19 protein-coding genes and 1 pseudogene are annotated in these 18,187 nt (G+C 67.9%); 13 read left to right on the top strand and 7 right to left on the bottom strand.

Going from position 1 to position 18,187, the window contains the following annotated elements; all coding sequences use genetic code 11:
• The first annotated feature begins 8 nt into the window (after window positions 1-8).
• Genes VZC37_RS22760 through VZC37_RS22745 form a run of 4 tightly spaced genes read left to right on the top strand, consistent with a single transcriptional unit; the run spans window position 9 to window position 4,160 of the window.
• Window positions 9-1,256 carry an MCE family protein gene (locus VZC37_RS22760; RefSeq protein ID WP_330436095.1) on the top strand — a complete coding sequence of 416 codons (1,248 nt, stop codon included), beginning with the start codon at window positions 9-11 and terminating at the stop codon, window positions 1,254-1,256.
• On the top strand, window positions 1,256-2,671 hold the full coding sequence (locus tag VZC37_RS22755) for an MlaD family protein (RefSeq protein ID WP_330436093.1): 1,416 nt from the start codon (window positions 1,256-1,258) through the stop codon (window positions 2,669-2,671). Before VZC37_RS22760 ends, VZC37_RS22755 begins: the two co-directional genes overlap by 1 nt.
• Window positions 2,635-3,573: a hypothetical protein gene (locus VZC37_RS22750; protein WP_330436091.1), complete on the top strand. Its 939-nt coding sequence runs from the start codon at window positions 2,635-2,637 to the stop codon at window positions 3,571-3,573. The genes VZC37_RS22755 and VZC37_RS22750 overlap by 37 nt, the downstream gene beginning before the upstream one ends.
• Window positions 3,573-4,160, top strand: a complete 588-nt coding sequence (locus VZC37_RS22745) for a hypothetical protein (protein ID WP_330436089.1) — start codon at window positions 3,573-3,575, stop codon at window positions 4,158-4,160. Before VZC37_RS22750 ends, VZC37_RS22745 begins: the two co-directional genes overlap by 1 nt.
• 138 nt (window positions 4,161-4,298) lie before the next feature.
• Here the strand turns inward: VZC37_RS22745 and VZC37_RS22740 are convergent, their stop codons facing one another.
• The 3 genes from VZC37_RS22740 to VZC37_RS22730 all read right to left on the bottom strand — a co-directional run bounded on the left by VZC37_RS22740 (window position 4,299) and on the right by VZC37_RS22730 (window position 6,885).
• On the bottom strand, window positions 4,299-5,801 hold the full coding sequence (locus VZC37_RS22740; RefSeq protein WP_330436087.1) for an aldehyde dehydrogenase: 1,503 nt from the start codon (window positions 5,799-5,801) through the stop codon (window positions 4,299-4,301).
• 84 nt (window positions 5,802-5,885) lie between these two features.
• Window positions 5,886-6,539, bottom strand: a complete 654-nt coding sequence (locus VZC37_RS22735) for an LON peptidase substrate-binding domain-containing protein (RefSeq protein ID WP_431309475.1) — start codon at window positions 6,537-6,539, stop codon at window positions 5,886-5,888.
• A gap of 37 nt (window positions 6,540-6,576) precedes the next feature.
• Window positions 6,577-6,885 (bottom strand): antibiotic biosynthesis monooxygenase family protein, encoded by a 309-nt coding sequence (locus VZC37_RS22730; protein ID WP_330436085.1) that lies wholly within the window; start codon window positions 6,883-6,885, stop codon window positions 6,577-6,579.
• 61 nt (window positions 6,886-6,946) lie between these two features.
• Here VZC37_RS22730 and VZC37_RS22725 point away from each other — a divergent pair, with 61 nt between their 5' ends.
• Together VZC37_RS22725 and VZC37_RS22720 are read left to right on the top strand one after the other, a co-directional pair.
• Window positions 6,947-7,327: a DUF427 domain-containing protein gene (locus VZC37_RS22725; protein ID WP_330436083.1), complete on the top strand. Its 381-nt coding sequence runs from the start codon at window positions 6,947-6,949 to the stop codon at window positions 7,325-7,327.
• A gap of 84 nt (window positions 7,328-7,411) precedes the next feature.
• The gene (locus VZC37_RS22720; RefSeq protein ID WP_431309484.1) at window positions 7,412-8,212 is read left to right on the top strand and encodes an alpha/beta fold hydrolase; all 801 of its coding nucleotides are present in this window, start codon (window positions 7,412-7,414) and stop codon (window positions 8,210-8,212) included.
• Window positions 8,213-8,281: 69 nt separating this feature from the next.
• Here VZC37_RS22720 and VZC37_RS22715 read toward each other — a convergent pair whose 3' ends face one another.
• Window positions 8,282-9,178 carry an A/G-specific adenine glycosylase gene (locus VZC37_RS22715; RefSeq protein ID WP_330436080.1) on the bottom strand — a complete coding sequence of 299 codons (897 nt, stop codon included), beginning with the start codon at window positions 9,176-9,178 and terminating at the stop codon, window positions 8,282-8,284.
• On the opposite strand from VZC37_RS22715, the gene VZC37_RS22710 reads away from it, so the two are divergent.
• The 3 genes from VZC37_RS22710 (at window position 9,177) to VZC37_RS22700 (ending at window position 11,995) form a co-directional block, all read left to right on the top strand.
• Entirely contained in the window at window positions 9,177-9,821 is a 645-nt protein-coding gene (locus VZC37_RS22710) for a carbonic anhydrase (protein WP_330436077.1), read from the top strand. The genes VZC37_RS22715 and VZC37_RS22710 overlap by 2 nt on opposite strands.
• A gap of 120 nt (window positions 9,822-9,941) precedes the next feature.
• Window positions 9,942-10,712, top strand: coding sequence for a hypothetical protein (locus VZC37_RS22705; RefSeq protein WP_330436075.1), 771 nt, complete (start codon window positions 9,942-9,944; stop codon window positions 10,710-10,712).
• 95 nt (window positions 10,713-10,807) lie between these two features.
• The gene (locus tag VZC37_RS22700; protein ID WP_330436073.1) at window positions 10,808-11,995 is read left to right on the top strand and encodes an acyl-CoA dehydrogenase family protein; all 1,188 of its coding nucleotides are present in this window, start codon (window positions 10,808-10,810) and stop codon (window positions 11,993-11,995) included.
• A gap of 26 nt (window positions 11,996-12,021) precedes the next feature.
• On the opposite strand, the gene disA is transcribed toward VZC37_RS22700, so the two are convergent.
• Complete coding sequence (gene disA / locus VZC37_RS22695; RefSeq protein ID WP_330436071.1) at window positions 12,022-13,104, bottom strand: DNA integrity scanning diadenylate cyclase DisA; 1,083 nt, start codon at window positions 13,102-13,104, stop codon at window positions 12,022-12,024.
• A 72-nt stretch (window positions 13,105-13,176) separates the two neighbouring features.
• On the opposite strand from disA, the gene VZC37_RS22690 reads away from it, so the two are divergent.
• A complete protein-coding gene (locus tag VZC37_RS22690) occupies window positions 13,177-13,725 on the top strand; it encodes a PaaI family thioesterase (protein WP_330436070.1) in 549 nt (182 codons plus the stop codon).
• A gap of 4 nt (window positions 13,726-13,729) precedes the next feature.
• On the opposite strand, the gene radA is transcribed toward VZC37_RS22690, so the two are convergent.
• Both radA and VZC37_RS22680 read right to left on the bottom strand, forming a co-directional pair.
• Window positions 13,730-15,106, bottom strand: coding sequence for a DNA repair protein RadA (gene radA, locus VZC37_RS22685; RefSeq protein ID WP_330436068.1), 1,377 nt, complete (start codon window positions 15,104-15,106; stop codon window positions 13,730-13,732).
• A gap of 140 nt (window positions 15,107-15,246) precedes the next feature.
• Window positions 15,247-15,948, bottom strand: a complete 702-nt coding sequence (locus VZC37_RS22680) for a copper chaperone PCu(A)C domain-containing protein (RefSeq protein WP_431309474.1) — start codon at window positions 15,946-15,948, stop codon at window positions 15,247-15,249.
• Between the two features lie 307 nt (window positions 15,949-16,255).
• Between VZC37_RS22680 and VZC37_RS22675 the strand changes: the two genes are divergently transcribed.
• The 3 genes and pseudogenes from VZC37_RS22675 (at window position 16,256) to ispF (ending at window position 18,168) form a co-directional block, all read left to right on the top strand.
• A complete protein-coding gene (locus VZC37_RS22675; RefSeq protein WP_160900148.1) occupies window positions 16,256-16,744 on the top strand; it encodes a CarD family transcriptional regulator in 489 nt (162 codons plus the stop codon).
• 129 nt (window positions 16,745-16,873) lie between these two features.
• Window positions 16,874-17,545 (top strand): annotated as a pseudogene (ispD, locus tag VZC37_RS22670) (2-C-methyl-D-erythritol 4-phosphate cytidylyltransferase); the annotation flags it as partial.
• A 164-nt stretch (window positions 17,546-17,709) separates the two neighbouring features.
• The gene (gene ispF, locus VZC37_RS22665) at window positions 17,710-18,168 is read left to right on the top strand and encodes a 2-C-methyl-D-erythritol 2,4-cyclodiphosphate synthase (RefSeq protein ID WP_330436060.1); all 459 of its coding nucleotides are present in this window, start codon (window positions 17,710-17,712) and stop codon (window positions 18,166-18,168) included.
• Window positions 18,169-18,187 lie beyond the last annotated feature (19 nt).

Below are 18,187 nucleotides of genomic sequence, written 5' to 3'. Positions count from 1 at the left end.
TCCGGCCGATGATCCGCAAAGTGCGGATGCTCTTCGTGTTCGCCACGGTGATCGTGGCGGCGTCGGCCTGCGGGTTCTCCGGACTCAACAGCCTCCCGGTACCCGGTGCGCAGGGGACGGGTAACGGCGCCTACCAGATCAGCGCCGTCATCCCGAACGCCGCGGGCCTCGTACCCAATGCGCCGGTGATGATCGACGACGTCACGGTCGGCAGCGTCGGCCAGATCCACGTGCGGGACTGGAACGCCGAGCTCGACATCCGGCTCGAGGAGGGCGTGCGGATACCCAACGGGTCGCACGTGATGGTCGGGATGACCAGCGTGCTCGGGTCCACGCACCTGCAGATCGTCGAACCCGCCGAGTTCGAGGGCTACCTGGCCGCCGGCGACCAGATCCCGCTGCCGGCCTGCCCGGAGGCCACGAACATCGCCCAACCCACGATGTCGCCGGCGGTTCCCGACATCACGTCGGCGCAGCAGGTGGCCGGGTGCTCGTACCCGACGACCGAACAGGTGCTGAGTTCGTTGTCGGTGGTGCTCAACGGTGGAGGACTGTCGCAGTTCGGCGACATCGTGCACGAGATGGATGCCATCTTCGGTGACCGCCAGGAAGAGATCCACGAACTCATCCCGCGGCTCAACAAGCTCATCGCCGACCTCGACAACCAGACCGGCAACATCATCCGCGCGATGGAGGGACTCGACCGGCTCACCACCACGATCAACGAGCAGACCCCGACCGTGGAACGGGCCCTCGCCGACGCGCCGACGATCCTCGGGCTGCTCAACGACCAGCGCGAGCAATTCGTCACCGCACTCGACTCACTCGGTCGGCTGTCGAAGACCACCAACGACGTCCTCGACGCCAACACCGACGACATCGAGACGATCGTCGCCAACCTGGATCCGGTGCTCGGTGAGCTCGCCGCGGCCGGTCCGGCGCTGCCCGGGTCGTTGAAGATCCTGCTCACCTTCCCGTTCCTGGAGGAGGCCATCCCGACCATCGTGAAGGGTGACTACGTCAACTCCGACCTGGTGCTCGACCTCACCTTCGAGGGCTTGAGCAGCACCATCCTCCGGTCCGTCGGCGTCGTCGGCCCGGAGGGGGTCACCGGGACACCCGCAGGTGCGGCGAAGCGCGGGCTCGACCCGTTCACGTCGCCGCTGACGCCCGGTGGCGAGCGGCGTCCCGACTCCGACGAACCGGTGCCCGCGCCGGCGGCCACCCCGATTCCGCGTGGGGGAGGTGGCAACTGATGAAGATCACCGGATTCGTTCGCATGCAGTTGACGATCTTCGCCATCGTCACCGTGGTGGCGATGGTCGCGATGGCCATCTACTACGTCCGGCTGCCGTCGATGGCCGGGATCGGCCGCTACCAGGTGGAACTGAACCTGCCCAGTACCGGCGGTCTGTATCAGAACGCAAACGTCAGCTACCGCGGGGTGAACGTCGGCAAGGTCGAGTCGGTCCGCCTCACCGAAGGCGGTGTGCAGGCCGGATTGTCGATCAACAGTGACGCGAAGATCCCGGCGTCGTCGGCAGCGGCGGTGCGCAGCGTGTCCGCGGTCGGTGAACAGTACGTCGAGTTCACGCCGACTGAGGATGGTCAGGACGGCTTCCTCCACGACGGTTCCGTCGTCACCAGTGACGATGTGCCGGTGGAGATCTCGTCGGTGCTCGACCAGGCCAACGCGCTGCTCGACAAGGTCGGCGACACCAAGTTGCGAGCGCTGATGGACGAGGCGTTCACGGCCTTCAACGGCACCGCCGAAGATCTGCGACGATTGCTCGACTCCATGGTCCTGCTCGTCGACGACGCCGACAAGAACTCCGACGTCACCATCGAATTGGTCAAGCAGGCGGGTCCGCTGCTCGCCACACAGTCGGCGACGGCCGGTGACATCCGCGCATGGACCGCCGACGTCACCGCGGCCACCGATCAGCTGCGGGCCAACAACCCGGAGATCACCGATCTGCTGCAGGAGGGGCCGACGACGACGTCACAGGCCGAGCAGCTGTTCGCGTCGATGGATCAGACACTGCCGCTGCTGATCTCCAATCTGGGGGTCGCGTCGAAGACCCTCGCGGTGTACCTGCCGAATCTTCAGCAGATCCTGGTCATCTACCCGCGACTCATCGACGCGCTGCTGACCGCGCTCAACGCCGGCGACCCGCGCTACGGGCCGAGCGTCCAGTTCTCGCTGGGCTTCCAGGACCCGCCGCCCTGTACGGTCGGCTACCTTCCGCGTTCGGACTGGCGATTCCCGTCGGCGCAGAACGCCCGCGAACTGCCGCCGGGCATGCTGTGCCGCGTCCCGCAGAACGCTCAGGTGGCTGTGCGTGGGGCGCGAAACTATCCCTGCGTCGAGTTCCCGGGACGCCGCGCCCCGACGCCGGCAGAATGCCGCGACGGCTATGTACCCACCCCTGGCTCCAACGACGCGCTCCCCAACGGACTGTTCGGCCTCCCGCTGCCGGCCGGTCACACCACGCCCGGAAGCCCGACCGACCACGAGCCCGGACCCGCCGTGTACGCCACCACGTACGATCCGAAGACAGGAGACTTCATCGGACCGGACGGGAAGACGTACAACGCCGGTACCGGACAGGATTCGCAAGGACACGACACCACATGGCAGAGCCTGATAACCGAGACCGTGCAGGGCTGAACCCGCGGGCCGGTCAGAACGGACCGGTCCGGCGGGCACCGCTGCGTCGATCGCGTCGCCCAGCTGCACGAGAGACCCCAGCGACCCAGCCGGAGACCCCGTCGGCCGATCCCGGTCCCGACGACGCCGCGCAGCCCACCGAGACTCCCGCGGCAGCGAATCCGGCTGCCGACGTCAGCGCGTCGGAGGAGCCCACCGCGGCAACCGACGGTTCTGTCGGAGCGCCGGAGGGTTCCGTCGACGAGAAATCGGGTTCTGTCGGCGAGGACGACCGGGTTGCCGAGATCGAAGCCGATCCCGCCGACACGGAGAAGACCCTCGGCTACCGCGAACGGCGGCGCCGTCGGCAGAAGCGGCCGCGCGACACCAAGGCGACGGGCTCACCCGGTGGCGTACGGTACCGCGGCGCGAAGCGCTCCCGCGGATGGATCGTCGGCAGTGCCGTGTGCGCGGTCGTGCTGGTGGCGAGCATCGTCGCCGCCGTGGTGTTCGCCCTCGGGGTCGGCCGGATCACCGATGAGCAGGATCTGCGGCAGGAGTACTCGACGTTCGCCCGCCAGATGGTCGTCAACCTGACGACCCTGAACGCCGACAACGTCGACGAGGCGATGAAGACCCTCGAAGACCGCACGAGTGGCCGTGCGCACCAACAGATGCAGGAGTCCATGCAGCAGGCGGTGAGCCTCGTCCGAGATCAGGATCTCGACACGAAGTCGACTGTCATCTCCGACGCGGTCACCCACGCCACGCCCGACGAGGGCACCGTCATCCTGGTGTACGGATGGCAGATGAAACCCGAGAACCCGGAAGAACAGACCATCGTGCAGACGTTCCGCTGGCGCGTCCAGGTGACCCGCATCAACGACGACCTGAAGATGACGAACTTCGAGTGGGTGACCTGATGGAGTTCACCACACGCCGCCTCGCGGCCGCCGCTCTCGTCATCGTGACCATCGCATGTGTCTGTGTCGCAGGCTTTCTGGGCTACCGGTACAACGAGCTGCGGCTCACCGAGAACTCGCGCGACTCGTCGCTCCAGGCGGCCAAGGGCTATGCCACGACGATGTTCGGGTACACCCCCGACAACGTCGAAGACCATGTGGCGCAGTCGATGCAGGTGCTCACCGGCGCGGCGAAGCCGACCTACGAGGATCTCGTCAACGACAGCAACCTCGTCGACGAGGTGCGCAAGCAGCTCGTCGTGTCCGAAGTGACCATTCAGGATGCCGGGGTGGTGACCAACACCGAGAACACCTCGCAGGTGCTGATCTTCATGAATCAGTCGGTCACCCGCGGTGGCAAGGAACTCGTCCGGGTGGACCCGAGCCGCCTCACCTTCGACATGGTGCAGCAGGATGGTCGGTGGATGGTCACGGCCATCGATGTGATCACCGACGATTCCTTCCGTAGCCGGATCGATCAGACCGACACCCCGCCGCCGGGTGCGGTGCCGCTGCCGGCGCCTGCGCCGTCGGCGCCACCGGGCTGACCCTTCGTGGCTGGACCCTTCGTGACGCCCCTCCGCTAGCGCTCCGGGGCTCCTCAGGGGGCAGGGGGTCACGAAGGGCAACACAGAACCGGGGCCGGCGACCTCGCGGTCACCGGCCCCGGTATCCCCTGTGAGAGATCAGGCTTCGGAGGTGTACCCCATCGGCATGAGGATGGACTTGTGTTCCAGGTAGGACTCGAGCCCCTCGCGGCCGTTCTCGCGGCCGATGCCGGAGTTCTTGTAGCCGCCGAACGGTGACGCGGGATCGATGGCGTACCAATTGATCCCGAGTGTGCCGGTGCGGACCTTCTTCGCGATCGAAACACCACGCTCGACGTCGGCGGTCCAGATCGAGCCCGCGAGACCATAATCGGAGTCGTTGGCGATCGCGACCGCTTCGTCGACGTCGTCGTAGGCGATGACGCTGATGACCGGGCCGAAGATCTCCTCACGGGCGATCGTCATGTCGTTGGTGACGCCGGTGAAGATCGTCGGCGTCACGTAGAAGCCGTTGTCGAGGCCATCGGGGCGAGTGCCCTCGAGCACGGCCGTCGCACCCTCTTCCTTGCCCTTGGCGACGTAGCCCTCCACCTTGTCGCGTTGTTTCTCGGTGATGATCGGCCCGAGCATGGTGCCTTCGGCCGTCGGCAGTCCGGGCGTGAAGGTCTTCGCGGTCTCCACCATCGCCGCGACGATCTCGTCGTGACGCGAGCGGGGGACGAGCACGCGGGTCTGCGCCACACAGGCCTGGCCGGCGTTGATGAGGCCGGCCGAGAACACCAGCATGTGGATGTTGGCCTCGAGGTCGACGTCGTCGAGCACGATCGCCGCCGACTTCCCGCCCAATTCCAGCGAGCAACGCTTGAGGTTCTCGCCACAGCGGGCGGCGATGGCGCGACCGGCCGCGGTTGATCCGGTGAAGGTGATCTTGTCGACGTCGGGATGCTCGACGAGCGCCTTGCCGGTCTCCGGCCCGCCCGGCACCACCGAGATCACGCCTTCGGGTACACCGGCTTCGACGAAGATCTGCGCGAGGAGGTTCGCGTTGAGCGGTGTCTCCGGCGCCGGCTTCAGCACGATCGAGCAGCCCGCGGCGAGTGCCGGTCCGAACTTGTTGCACAGCAGGAACAGTGGGACGTTCCACGCGATGATCGCGCCGACGACTCCGACCGCCTCCCGGGTCACGAGGGTCTCACCGAACAGGCCGGTGCGCTTCTCCTCCCACGGGAACTCGGCCGCGGCGGCGGCGTAGCCCTGGAGCACGCCGGTCGCCGGAAGTTGTTGCAGCGTGGCGACGTCGGTGGGGGTCGCGCCCATCTCCGCGGACACCAGGTTGGTGATGTCGGCGGTTCGCTCGTTGATCAGGTCGGCTGCGCGGTTGAGCACCGCGGCGCGATCGGCCGGTGGGGTGGCGCTCCACACCCCGGAATCGAAGGCCGCGCGGGCCCGGGCGACCGCGGTGTCGACATCGGTCGCGTCGGCGAGTGGAACCGATCCGACGCGCTCTCCGGTGGCCGGCGAGAACACCTCCAGCGTCTCGGTCGAGTGCGGATCGACCCACTGTCCACCGATGAACAGTTGCGGCTGGTCACCGGCGCCGACGAGGGCGGACGCCGGACGGGACTCGACGGTCTCGGTCATAGATGTGCTCCTGAGTCGGGTGTGAACTACTCCACAGCCGATACTAGAACACGTTCTAACTTTGTGGCCAGGGGTGTCCCGGGCTCACCGTCCGAAGCGGATCATCGCGGTCAGGCCGTCGACGACGTCGTCGAGTACCGCCACCTGGTCGGCGACCGTCTCGCATTCGAGGAGCCGCTGCCGGTCGGCCGGACCGATCGGCAGTCGTGTCGTCCACGCGAAGAGTCCGTGCTCGACCACCTCGTCGACCTCGAAGTCGGGCAGACCCGCGGGAGCCGCCTCGGGGCGGGTTTCGGCGACCTCCGCGACGAACGCGCCGAGCCGGTCACGTAACTCGAGGATCTTCGGATGGTCGGCGGACTCGATGGTCGGCTCCGGAATGGGCTCGGTGATCGCCCGCGGATACGGGTCGTCGGGCAGCCACTCGGTCACACGGAACCGGCCCGCTCCCGTGCAGGTGAGCGCAGCGCGGCCGTCGGCCTGCCGCAGCACGTTGTCGATGCGGGCGAACGTTCCGAACTGGTGGCGCACGTCGCCGCCGCCCACCTCGTGGCCTCGCGCGATCAACACCACGCCGAAGTAGCCTGCCGCGTCGGACTTCTCGGCCCGACCGAGACAATCGGCCAGCATCTGCCGGTAGCGCGGTTCGAAGATGCGCAGCGGCAGTGGCTCGCCGGGGAGCAGCGCGGTGCCCAGGGGAAACATGGGCGTCACCGGCGACTCGGCCGACGAGCTCACAACGAACCGCTCATCGGTGACGTCAGGACCGGCAACCTCAGGACGAGGGCTTGGCGTCGAGCACGACCTCGAACTCCAGCAGGTCGGCACCGCTCGCGACGGGCTTCGCGCGCTCGCCGGAGTGCGCCTCGCGAGCCGGTCCGGCAGCCCAGGCCTGGAAGTCCTCCTCGGATTCCCAGTGGGTGACCACGAAGTAGCGGTCGTCGCCCTTCACCGGACGGAGCAACTGGAACCCGAGGAACCCCTTGGAGCCGTCGACGGAGTGGGCGCGATTGGCGAAACGCTTCTCGAGCTCGGGTCCGGCACCCTCGGGAACCGAGATCGCGTTGATCTTCACAACAGACATGCGCTCAGCCTACTGGCATGCTGGATGAAGGGATCTCGAGTTCATGGTGAACGGAGGAAGCATGACGCGCCAGAGACTGCAACCGGGGCCCGACCATCCGATCACGGTGTCGCCGGACAACGGCAGAGTTGTGGTCCGCGTGGGAGAGGTCGTCGTCGCCGACACCACCTCTGCGCAGGTGTTGCGCGAGGCGCAGTACCCGCCCGTCCGATACGTCCCGCTGGCCGATGTCGACCAGGCGCTGCTCCGCGACAGCGCGACCACGACGTACTGCCCATACAAGGGTGAGGCCACGTACTACGACCTCGTCATCGGCGAAGATGTGGCCACCGACGCCATCTGGTCCTATCGCGAACCGTACGAGGCCGTCGCGCCCATCGCCGGACATGTCGCGTTCTATCCGGATCGGGTGCGGATATCGGCGGACGCGGCGGCCACCTGACACGCTGTCCCCTGCCATACCCTGTAGTCCGTGAGCACCTTCGTCGCCGATTCCGCGTCACCGGATGGGTCCTCGCACGGGGGAGTGGCGCCGAACGAGATCGGCTTGCGTGATCACGGCGGGCCGCTCGGACCCGACGGCCATCCGGTCCGCGGGGTCGGACCGATCGTGCTGTTGCACGGTCTGATGGGACGTGGTCGCACCTGGCGGCGGCAGATCCCGTGGCTGCGTCGTCACGGCCGCGTGTTCACCTTCGATGCCGCATTCCACACGGGCGCCGACGTCGCCGAACCCGGCGGGCAGGCCGAGATCGCCACCGAGCGGTTCGTTGCGGATCTCGCCGAGATCCTGGTCTGGATCGACCAGGGGCCCGCCGTGCTGATCGGCCATTCGATGGGGGGTCTGCACGCGTGGTGCACCGCCGCGCAGTACCCGGAGATGGTGTCGGCGTTGGTGATCGAGGACATGGCGCCGGATTTCCGCGGCCACACCACCCGGGACTGGACGCCGTGGTTCGACAGTTGGCCCGAGCGATTCACGTCGGTCGGGCATGCGCAGGAACTCTTCGGCGCGGTCGCCGGCCGCTACTTCTACGAGGCGTTCGACGACGGGCGACTGCACGGAAAGCTCCCGATCTGGACCGGGATCGCCGACGAATGGGCCGGCCGCGACTTCTGGGCGCAGTGGCGCGCGGTCGACGTTCCCGCGCTGTTGATCGAGGCGGAAAACTCGGTGACGCCACGGGGGCAGATGCGCACCATGTGCTCGATGCATCAACGCGCCGAACACCTGCGGGTACCGGGTGCGGGACATCTCGTCCACGACGATGCGCCGGACGTCTACCGCGGTGCCGTGGAGGCGTTCCTGTCGGGGTTGCCGGGTTGAGATGTCGGGTCGCGTGGTCTCGATCGCGCCGCTAGGCGAGCGCGTATCGAGACCCGCAACCGCTCCTCGTCAGTTCCCCTCACCCGCAAGGCAATACAGCCCGTCGTCGGTGACTTCCACCAGACCGTCGACGAGTAGCGAGTCCAGCGCACGGTCCCGCTGTGCGGTGTCGGTGGTCCACACCTGGTCGAGCCGCGGACGTTCGACGGGGCGGTCCGTGCCGCGCAGGACGTCGAGCAACAGCCCACGCACCTGACGATCCGTGCCGGCGAACTTCTGCACCTTGCGCGGCGGGCCGGTGTGTGCCGGCCGACCGAGCCGCACCCAGGTGCAGTCGGGCAGCGGGCACACGTCGCACTTCGGGTTACGCGCGGTACAGACGAGGGCGCCGAGCTCCATCAGCGCCGCCGAGAACCGGGGCGCGGAGGCGGACGGATCACCGGAAGGGTCGTGGGGGAGCAGATCGATCGCGTCGACGAGATCCCGACGCGACGGGTTGCCGGGGTGTTCACGGCCGTGCACCGCGCGGGCGATGACCCGCCGAACGTTGGTGTCCACCACCGGAACCGGCTGCCCGTAGGCGAAGCACGCGATGGCACGGGCGGTGTAGTCGCCGATCCCCGGCAACGTCAGCATCACGTCCACATCGTCGGGCACCCGATCGCCGTGGTCGCGTGCCAGGACGGTGGCGCACTCGTGCAGCCGCAACGCCCGACGCGGATAGCCGAGCTTGCCCCAGGCCCGCAGGACCTCACCCGGCGACGCCGCGGCCATCGCCGACGGCACCGGCCAGCGTCGCACCCACTCCTGCCACGGTTGCACGACGCGCGACACCGGTGTCTGCTGCAGCATGATCTCGCTGATCAGGATCTGCCATCCGCTCAAGCCCGGCTCACGCCACGGGAGGTCGCGTTCGTGGAGGTCGAACCAGCCGAGCAGGGCGGCCGGTGGCACACTATTGCCCATGAGCCAAGTCACGCCGACCGAAGCCTGGAAGATTCTGCAGGAAGGGAACGATCGGTTCGTCGCCGGTGAGTCTCAACATCCCAAACAGGGTATCGAGGACCGTGAACGACTGACGTCCGGTCAGCACCCGCACGTCGTGCTCTTCGGCTGCTCCGATTCGCGGCTCTCCGCGGAGATCATCTTCGATCAGGGTCTCGGCGACATGTTCGTGGTCCGCACCGCCGGCCAGGTCATCGACTCGGCGGTGCTCGGCTCACTCGAGTTCGCCGCCGAGGTCCTCGAGGTCCCGTTGATCGCCGTCCTCGGTCACGACAGCTGTGGTGCGGTCAAGGCCACGCTCAACGCGCTGGACAACCTCGAGATCCCCGGTGGTTACATCCGCGACGTCGTGGAGAAGGTGAGCCCCAGCATCCTCGCCGGACGCAGCGAGGGACTGAGTCGCATCGACGAGTTCGAGGCCCGGCATGTGCTGGAAACGGGCAAGCAGCTCATGGAACGCAGCCGCATCATCGCCGACCGGATCGCCGACGGCAGGCTTGCGATCGTCGGTCTGACGTATCAGCTCGGCGAGGGTCGCGCCTATGTTCGTGGTGTGGTCGGTCAACTCGACGGAGTCGACACCGTCGACGTCGCCCACAGCTGAGCCGTGACCCCCTGCGGGGGTGAACCCCGACTTTAGACTTTCCGCCGGTCAGAGCATGTATGTGCGACACGCCGAGCGGGGTCGGACAGTCGATTCTCCGGTCCCGTTAGCGTGGGGTTCGTGATCGAACCGAACGGCCCGCTACCACCCGAGATCTATTGGCGACGACGCGTCGTCGCGCTCGGTGGCGCTGCCGTCGTGATCGGTCTCGTCATCGGCCTGATCATCTGGGCCAGCAGCGGTGGTGAGGAACCGAGCAACACCGCCGCGACCTCGTCGGCCCCGTCGTCGTCCACGACAACCGCATACGCCGGGGAGTCGTCCGAACCGTCCGAGAGCTCCGGGGTGGCCGGCGGCAGCGGCGGCGGCGGAATTGCCGGCGGCAACGCGGCGGCCGGGGCGCCGTCGGACGCATCGGCCTCGGGCGAGGTACCGACACCGGGCGGCGAGTCGGCCGCACCCGGCCCGGTCCCGCCGTCGGGTCTGTGCCCGGACGCCAACATCTCGGTCGTCCTCTACACCGACAAGCCCACCTACTCGCAGGGCGACCAGCCGGTGTTCACCATCGTCACCACCAATGCCGGTCTCACCGAGTGCACCCGAGACGTCGGCAAGTCCGCCCAGAACGTGATCGTCCGCAACCTCGACGGCACCCGGACACTGTGGTCGGCGCGTGACTGCTCGCCGCTGCAGACGCCGAACAACGTGAGCCTCAAGCCGTCTCAGCAGGTCCGTGACACCATCACCTGGTCGTTCACCACGAGCAACCCCGGCTGTGACACGCCACGTGTGCCAGTCCCGGTCGGGGCCTACCAAGCCATCGGCAAGATCGGGGAGAAGGAGTCCGCGCCGATCACGTTCAACGTGGTCGCGCCCGCGCAGGAGCCGTGAGGTAGCAGGTCGGCTGCCGGTGATCTCGATACGCACGCTCCTTCGTCGCGGGCTACTCGATCGGCGGGGGTCGGCGCGCGGGCTAGGGTGAGGCCATGTCCACTGCTCAGACCGTCGCCCAATTGTTCGCACTCGATCCGTTGCTGGAGCCCGAGGAGCTCGCCATCCGCGACACCGTGCGGCAGTTCGGCGTCGACCGCCTGCGCCCGCATATCGCCGACTGGTTCGAGGAAGGTCGGCTACCCGTCCGCGAACTGGCCGCCGAACTGGGTTCACTGGGTGCACTCGGCATGCATCTCGACGGCTACGGCTGCCCGGGGATGAGTGCGTCGGCCTACGGTGTCGCGTGTATGGAACTCGAGGCGGTCGACTCGGGGATCCGCAGCCTGGTCTCCGTGCAGGGATCGTTGGCGATGTTCTCCATCCACCGCTGGGGCAGCGAGGAACAGAAGCAGGAATGGTTGCCGCGGATGGCCACCGGTGAGGCGCTCGGCTGCTTCGGCCTGACCGAACCCGACTTCGGCTCGAATCCCGCGGGCATGCGCACCAACGCCAAGCGCGACGGCGACGACTGGGTGCTCAACGGCACCAAGATGTGGATCACCAACGGCTCGGTCGCCGACGTCGCGGTGGTGTGGGCGCAGACCGATCTCGCCGACAGTCCGGCCGGCATCCGCGGTTTCGTCGTGCCGACCGACACCCCAGGGTTCTCCGCACCGGAGATCCACAAGAAGCTCTCCCTGCGCGCCTCTGTCACGTCGGAGCTGGTGCTCGACGACGTCCGCCTCCCGGCGTCGGCGATGCTTCCGGACGCCGCCGGACTCCGTGGACCGCTGACGGCGCTCGGTGAGGCCCGCTTCGGCATCATCTTCGGATCGATGGGCGCCGCACGCGACTGCCTGGAGACCGCGATCGCCTACGCGCAGTCCCGCGAGGTGTTCGACAAACCCCTGGCGGGCTACCAGATCACCCAGACCAAGATCGCCGACATGGCCCTCGAGGTCGGCAAGGGCCACCTGCTCGCGTATCACCTCGGTCGGCTCAAGGATCGCGGCGAGATCACCCCGGAGCAGGTCAGCACCGGCAAGCTGAACAACGTGCGCGAGGCCATCGCCATCGCCCGCGAATGCCGGACGATCCTCGGCGCCAACGGGATCACCCTCGAATACCCGGTCATCCGGCACGCCAACAACCTGGAGTCCGTGCTCACCTACGAGGGCACGTCGGAAGTCCACCAGCTCACCATCGGCAAGGCGCTCACCGGTGAGGGCGCGTTCCGGTAGCGATCGGGACGCCGGTGCGCGTCGTCCTACTCGTACCGTTCGATGCTGCTCTCCGCGAGGCGAGATAGTCCCTCGCGGATGTGACGGGCCCAGATGCTGCCGATGCCCTCGACGGCTAGCAGGTCGGCGGCGCTGGTCGCCAACAGGGCCTGCAGGGTGCCGAAGCTGCGCACCAGCCGGTCGACGTGCGCGAACTGCAGGCGCGAGATCCGCGCCAGCAGCCGGTACCCGCGTGGGCTCATCGCGGTGTCCTGGGCGTCGATCGTCGTCGGATAGCCGAAGGCGCCCGCCAGCAGGGTGAGATCCAGCAGATCTGTGTCGGAGAGTCGCTCCACCGTCTCCAGCGTCTGATGAACGTCTTCGGTGTTGGCCGGCTCCGGGCTGGCGTAGTAGTCGCGGACCAGCAGTTCCCGCATGGTGTCGTTGTCGCTGATGAGTTCCTCGAGTTGCAGGCTCACCTGCCGGCCGTTGACGCCGAGTTCGAGGACGTACGCGCCGATCTCCACCGACACCCGGCGCACCATCTCCATCCGCTGCGCCGTCGTCATCGCATCGCGCAACAGCACGTAGTCCTCGATCTCGGCGCGCGAAAGTCCGGCGATCACCTCGTCGAGCCGTGCCTTGTAGCGCTCGAGCGTCGCCAACGCGACATTCGCGCGGGAAAGGATCGGGTCCGGACTCTCGACGACCCGTCGCGCACCGTCGACGTAGACACTGACGATCGACATCGACGCGCTCACCGAGATGACGGGATGGCCGGTCTGGATGGACGTGCGCTCGGCGGCGCGATGGCGCGTGCCGGACTCCTCGGTCGGGATCGACGGATCGGGCACCAGCTGGACGTTCGCCCGGACGATCCGCTTACCGTCGGTCGACAGGACCACGGCGCCATCCATTTTCGCCAGCTCGCGCAGCCGGGTGGGGGCGAACTCGACGTCGAGGTGGAACCCGCCGTCGCAGATCTTCTCCACGTCCGAGTCGTGGCCGAGCACGATCAACGCGCCGGTACCGCCACGCAGGATGCGTTCGAGTCCGTCGCGCAACCCACTGCCGGGTGCGACGCGCGCGAGGGTCTCGCGGGTGAGGTCGGATTTCGCGATCTCAACCATCTCGGGCCCTTCCTGTACGACGGGGTGGTCCGCCCACCGAGTCGAGGTGCGCTCCGACTAGGGTATCGGGACGTGAAGAGCAGTTTTGTCGTGCCCACCGACCTCGATCCGGTGCAACGCCATCCCAAGGCGGCGAAGGCCGGTGAGCGGATGCGGATGCACAACCCGATGTGCTTCGGTTGCGGTGAGGAATCCCCGAACGGCTTGCGACTGGAGATGTTCGCCGGCGAGGAGTTCACCGTCGACGCCGCCATGCGCGTGCAAACCCAGTTCGAGGGCGGGCCGGGGGTCATCCACGGCGGCGTGCTGTCGACGGCGTTCGACGACGTCATGGGCATGGTTCCGCTTCTCGTGGGCCCCTCGGCGGTCACCGTGCACCTCGAGGTGGACTACATCAAGCCGATCCCGGTGGAGACGACGCTGCAGTTCCGCGCGTCGCTGCTGGGCAGGCAGCGCCGCAAGATCTACACCGAGGGCATCGCCCACTACGGTGATCCGACGCAGCCGGTCGCGGTCGCGCACGGCATCTTTGTGACCATCAACGCCCGCGAACACTTCGCCGATCACCTCGAGAACAGCCAACTCTCCGACGAGTACAAACGCCGGTTGTCGCGGCCCTGATCGATCAGAACGGGGCGTCGACGACGTCGCGCGTCTTTGTCGCGACGGCCTGATCGAGGTTGTCCACGCGCGTGATCCGGATGCCCGACGGCAGCTTCTCGTCGGTGCCGGTGGGGATGATGGCGTGGGCGAAGCCGAGTCGTTTCGCCTCGGCCACCCGGCGCGCGACCGCCGACACCCGACGTACCTCGCCGGCCAGCCCGACCTCGCCGATCGCCACGGTGTCGTGCGGGATCGGTTGGTTCTTGACGGCGGATCGGATGGCCAACGCGATCGCGAGATCGGTGGCGGGTTCGGTGACCCGCATGCCGCCGACCGTCGACACATAGACCTCTTGGTCGTCCAACTTCACGCCGAGTCGGCTCTGCAGGACGGCGATGAGCATCGCCACGCGCGCCGAATCCACGCCGGAGACCGCGCGCCGCGGCATCGACATCGTCGATTTGTTGGTCAGCGCCTGGATCTCGCCGACGAGTGCCCGCTTGCCGTCCATCGCGACCATCGCCGTGGAGCCGCTGACGTCCACGTCCCGCTCGTGGCGGAAGATCCCGGACGGGTCGGGGACCTGGTGGATGCCGTCGTCACGCTGTTCGAAGCAGCCGACCTCGTCGGCGGCGCCGAAGCGGTTCTTGATGCCGCGGACCATCCGCAGCGTCGAATGGCGGTCGCCCTCGAACGACAGCACGACGTCGACGAGGTGCTCGAGTGATCGGGGACCGGCGACCGCGCCGTCCTTGGTCACGTGCCCGACGAGTACCACCGCGATGCCCCGGTTCTTCGCCATCGACACGAGCGCGGTGGTCACGGCGCGGATCTGGGTGACGCCGCCGGTGACACCGTCGGTGCCGGTGGCGACGACCGTCTGCACCGAATCCACCACCACCAGAGACGGATTGACGGTGTCCACGTGGCCGAGGATCGTCGCGAGGTCGGATTCTGCTGCCAGGTAGACGTTCTCGTGCACGGCGTGGGTACGTTCGGCGCGCATCCGCACCTGACCGGCCGACTCCTCGCCGGTCAGGTAGAGCGCCCGCCGGCCTTGTCCCGCCCAGTGTTTGACCGTCTCCAGCAGCAACGTGGACTTGCCGACCCCGGGCTCACCGGCGAGCAAGATGACCGATCCGGGAACCACACCGCGGCCGAGCACCCGGTCGAGTTCGCCGATCCCGGTGGCGACGGCCGAGGACGAATTGGCGTCGACCTCGGTGATCGGCCGGGCCGGACTGGTCGGCGTGACGCCGCCGACGGCATCGGGGCGCGGTGCGATCGAGGCGATTTCGTCGACGGTGCCCCACGCGCCGCAATCGGGGCAGCGCCCGACCCATTTGGCGACCGTGTGCCCGCACGCTGTGCACCGGAACGTCGACCTCGTCTTTGCCACGCGCTCACCCTAGTCGTGGGTGCCGACAGGTCGACGGCCGCAACGCATGTGCCCAACAAGAAACCTCACCTGTGGACAGACACCGGAAGGTGTTCGTCCACAGGTGAGGTCTGTGTCTGGATGTGGTTCCGGGTGGCCGCTCAGTGGCCGCCTTCGCCGTGGCCCTCGCCTTCGCCGCCACCGCTGAGGTCGACGTGCGCCTCGTGCGGGGGCTCCGCCTGGCGGACCTGATCCTGGCGGACCATGTAGGTTCCCGCGTCGACCGGGGTGTCCACGGTGACCGTGCCGGCCCGTTCGAAGCGGAACTCCAGCGGGGTGGTGAGGCCCGGCGCAACGGTGTCGCCGGCGCCGTCGAGCGTCACGGTGATGTGCTCTTCCTCGTCGGTCGCCGCGACGTCCTGAGGCTCGAGCAGACCCACCGGCTTGCCGGCCGCCAGGGCCTGCCCGGCGGGGATCGTGGTGTCGCCCTCGATGGTGACGGTGCCGCCGTTGGGTGCATCGATGCCCAGCAGGCGGTCGGCCTCGACCGGGTCGATGTTGCTGATGACGAAGGAGACCTCGAACGGTCCGCCGCCGCCGAAGACCTCGTCGGCGCGGTCGTCGGGGTAGATGATCTGCACGTTGCGCAGCTGCATCGAACCGACGTTCGCGAGATTGCCGTTCACGGCCGGTTCCTGGTTCGCGGTCTGCGAGACCTGACCGGCACCGCAGGCGGTGGTCCCGAGAGCGAGCGCGATTCCGAACGCGGCGACCGCCGTGGCCTTCACCGTTCGTCCGCCGACCGTGCGCTCATCGACGGTTCGAGCAGCCGAACGCCGAGCGGTTTTCCGAAGCACTGACACCCGTTCCTCCCAGGTCATCGAAGGCCGACACGCCACCCGGCGCGAACCCTGCACTACGCAGCGTAGTGGGCCGTGGCGGCAAAAGTCCGATCGGGTGCCGGATTGGTGCCGACGACCCTCCCGCGCCGGGTCTGTCCACACCCTCCGACACGGTGTCTGTGGGGCCCGTCACGGCCCGGTTCTTGCAGGTCCGTATGCTCGCCGAGGGGTGCCCGTCACCCCGGTTCAGGGCCGTGACCTGCACCGTTGGGTGTGCCCTCTCGGACGCCCGTGCTAGACTGGCTGTACTCGAAAGGGGCATGGAACATTGAACTTCAAAGTTGGCGACACCGTTGTCTACCCCCATCACGGTGCTGCCCGAGTCGAAGACATCGTGACTCGGACCATCAAGGGTGAACAGATCGAATACCTTGTTCTCAAAGTCGCCGATGGTGACATGACCGTTCAGATCCCCTCGACGAAGCTGGAGTACGTCGGCGTTCGCGACGTGGTCGGCGAAGAGGGTCTCGATCAGGTCTTCCAGGTGCTTCGCGCCCCGCATACGGAGGAACCCACCAACTGGGCCCGCCGCTTCAAGGCGAACCAGGAGAAGCTCATCTCCGGCGACATCATCAAGGTCGCCGAGATCGTCCGCGACCTGTGGCGTCGCGAGCAGGACCGTGGATTGTCGGCCGGTGAGAAGCGCATGCTGACCCGCGCCCGTCGTGTCCTCGTCGACGAACTGTCGCTGGCGCAGAACACCGATGACGCCAAGGCGACGAGCATTCTCGACGAGGTCCTGGCCGCGGCCTCCTGAGCCGCGTTCCGTGGCTGACTACTCGGCTGCCGCGGTTCTTCCCCCTGGTCTTCGTTCCTCCTCCGAATGTTCTCGGGGGAGGAACGTAAACGAGGCGGACGAACGGTGCCGGTGTGGTGAGGGCCTGTCGTGAGCGTCGGCGTCATCATTCCGGCCGCAGGGTCTGGGACCCGCCTCGGCGAGCCGGTACCCAAGGCCTTCGTCAAGCTGGGTGACCGAACAATCCTCGAGGTCTGCGTGGCCGGTGTCCTCGATGCGGGTGTTGCCGACACCGTCGTCGTGGTGGTCCCGGCGGACCTCGTCGACGACGCCCGCCGGATGGTCCCCGAGGCGACCGTGGTCGCCGGTGGTGCACACCGGTCCGATTCGGTGCGTGCCGGGATGGACGCCGTCGGAGTCGCCGACGTCGTGCTCGTCCACGACGCTGCCCGTCCGTTCACCCCACCCGCGGTCTTCGGCCGCGTCGTCGACGCCGTGGGTGCCGGACATCCGGCTGTGGTGCCGGGGCTACCCGTCGCGGACACCCTCAAAGAAGTCGTGCCCGGGGACACCTCGGGCATCGAGCAGGTGCGTGCGACCGTGGACCGTGAACCACTCCGCGCCATCCAGACCCCGCAGGGGTTCACCCGGGATGCGCTGCGCGCCGCCCACGCGGATGACACCGGCCTCGCCACCGACGACGCCGGCCTCGCCGAACGTGTCGGCATCCCCGTCCACGTGGTGTCCGGCGACCCGCTCGCCTTCAAGATCACCACCCCATGGGACCTGCGGATCGCCCGCGACATCGTCGCCGAGTCCGCCCGCACCTCGACACCTTCTGCTGGTCGAGTACCTACCGCTGGTCGAGTGGCCCCCGAGTCGCCTTCCGCTGGTCGAGTGGCCCCCGAGTCACCTACCGCTGGTCGAGTAGCCTCCGAGCGAAGCGAGGACGCGTATCGAGACCCCTCGCACCCGGAGGCACCCACATGAGAGTCGGCATCGGAACCGACGCCCATCAGGTCGACGCCGACGCCGCGTGCTGGATGGTCGGCCTCCACTTCCCCGACGAGCCCGGGTGCGCCGGTCATTCCGACGGCGACGTCGGCGCGCACGCCCTGTGTGACGCCGTTCTCTCGGCCGCCGGACTCGGCGACGTCGGTTCGGTGTTCGGCACCGGTCGCCCCGAGTGGGAAGGTGTCTCCGGAGTGGCGATGCTCGAACACGTCCGGGACCTCGTCGCTGGTGAGGGGTTCGCGGTCGTGAACGCCGCGGTGCAGGTGATCGGCAACCGCCCGAAGATCGGACCGCGCCGCGACGAGGCGCAACGCGTGCTCGGCGAAGCCCTCGGAGCGCCCGTGTCGGTGTCGGCCACCACCACCGACGGCCTGGGTATGACGGGCCGCGGCGAAGGCGTCGCGGCCGTCGCGACCGCCCTCCTGGAGTGACTGCCGGAGCGACCTCGAC

The sequence above is a fragment of the Gordonia sesuvii genome, assembly GCF_036350415.1.
Taxonomy (GTDB): domain Bacteria; phylum Actinomycetota; class Actinomycetes; order Mycobacteriales; family Mycobacteriaceae; genus Gordonia; species Gordonia sesuvii.
This window is presented reverse-complemented; position numbering and strand designations above follow the sequence as displayed.